This is a genomic window from Streptomyces sp. UH6, assembly GCF_013421635.1.
GTDB classification, from domain to species: Bacteria; Actinomycetota; Actinomycetes; order Streptomycetales; family Streptomycetaceae; genus Streptomyces; species Streptomyces abyssomicinicus.
In genome coordinates, this window is record NZ_JACADT010001304.1 from 1 (window position 1) to 1,276 (window position 1,276).

At 73.4% G+C, this 1,276-nt stretch carries 2 protein-coding genes; both read left to right on the top strand.

The genetic code is table 11. The features are described from left to right. Positions 1–560: transglycosylase family protein (locus HW445_RS31460; RefSeq protein WP_180224177.1), on the top strand; the 560-nt coding region annotated here is incomplete at its 5' end. Between the two features lie 292 nt (positions 561–852). Beyond that, positions 853–1,068, top strand: coding sequence for an I78 family peptidase inhibitor (locus HW445_RS31465; RefSeq protein ID WP_151774636.1), 216 nt, complete (start codon positions 853–855; stop codon positions 1,066–1,068). The last annotated feature ends 208 nt before the right edge of the window (positions 1,069–1,276 follow it).

The window sequence follows — 1,276 nt, forward strand, 5'->3', positions numbered from 1 at the left end:
CGCTGGCCCTGCTGGCCCTTCTGACGTCGTGCACGCCCTCCCGCCCTCCTGAGGCCGCGCCCGGTCCCCCGGCGCGGGCCCCGCGGGTCTGCCCGCCCGGCCAGTGGCCCTGGGAGTGCGTCGCCGAGTGCGAGAGCAGCGGCCGGTGGCACGTGAACACCGGAAACGGCTTCTACGGCGGCCTCCAGTTCAAGCACTCGACCTGGATCGCCTTCGGCGGCCGTGCCCACGCCGCCCGGGCCGACCTGGCCACGAAGCGGCAGCAGATCCTGGTCGCCGAGAAGGTGCTCGCCTCGCAGGGCTGGGGCGCCTGGCCGGTCTGCTCCGCGCGTTACGGGCTCAAGGGCCGGATGCACGTGGTGAAGAGCGGCGAGACGCTGGCGGCGCTGGCCCGGAAGTACCGGGTCGCGGGCGGCTGGCGGACGCTGCACGGGCTGAACCGCTCCCTCCTCGGCGACGACCCCGGCAGGCTGATCGCCGGGACCTTCCTGAGGCTTCCCGCCGGCGCGGTGCCCAAGGGCGCCGATGAGCTCTTCGGACCTCCGCTGGAAGAGGCGTGACCGGGTGACCGGGCATTTCCACGTCGCCCGGAACGCCCGGCAGGGACGGTTCCGGAGGAAATTCCGCGCACGGTCCGGCGGATATGCGGAGGGCTGCGGAACGGCGAGTTCCGGACGGTTCGGAAAACGCATCCGGAAAAGCGTTTGATACCCGTCGGGAACCCTCGAACGGGTGACAGGTCAGGCCCTGTGGCCGATGGGGGATCCGTGACAGAAGTGTGACAGGACGCGATCCGGCCGAAGGCCGCGGCGGGCTTTCCCACGCGGGTGCGCACCGCCTAGCGTGGCGGACATGGCATCGATTCCCACTCCGGACGAGGAGCCCCAGGACTCCACCGACGCCTACGTCGGCATGGACGCCGAGGAGGCCGAACGGCGCGCCGGCGGACGCGGCTGGTCCACGGTCCGCCGGCTGCCGCCCGGCGCGATCATCACGCTCGAGTACCGCGTCGGCCGGCTGAACTTCGAGGTCGACGGGGGGCGGGTGGTCCGCTGCTGGAAGGGCTGAGAACACGCTCGAGGCCCCGCTCCTGTCAGGAGCGGGGCCTCGAGCGTGTGCCCGGGCGGGCCTGGAACGGGCCTGGAAGGGTCCGAGGCGCCTCCCCGGGCTCCTCGGACGGTCTCCCGGACCGGCGAGGGCCCACCGGGCGGTGCCGGGGCTCTCGGGCCACCGGACGGCGGAGGGACCCTCAGGCCACCGGACGGGCGGAGGACGG

Excerpts from the sequence above, each read along its gene's own strand:
- HW445_RS31465 (WP_151774636.1), top strand. The coding sequence starts at position 853 with ATGGCATCGATTCCCACTCCGGACGAGGAGCCCCAGGACTCCACCGAC.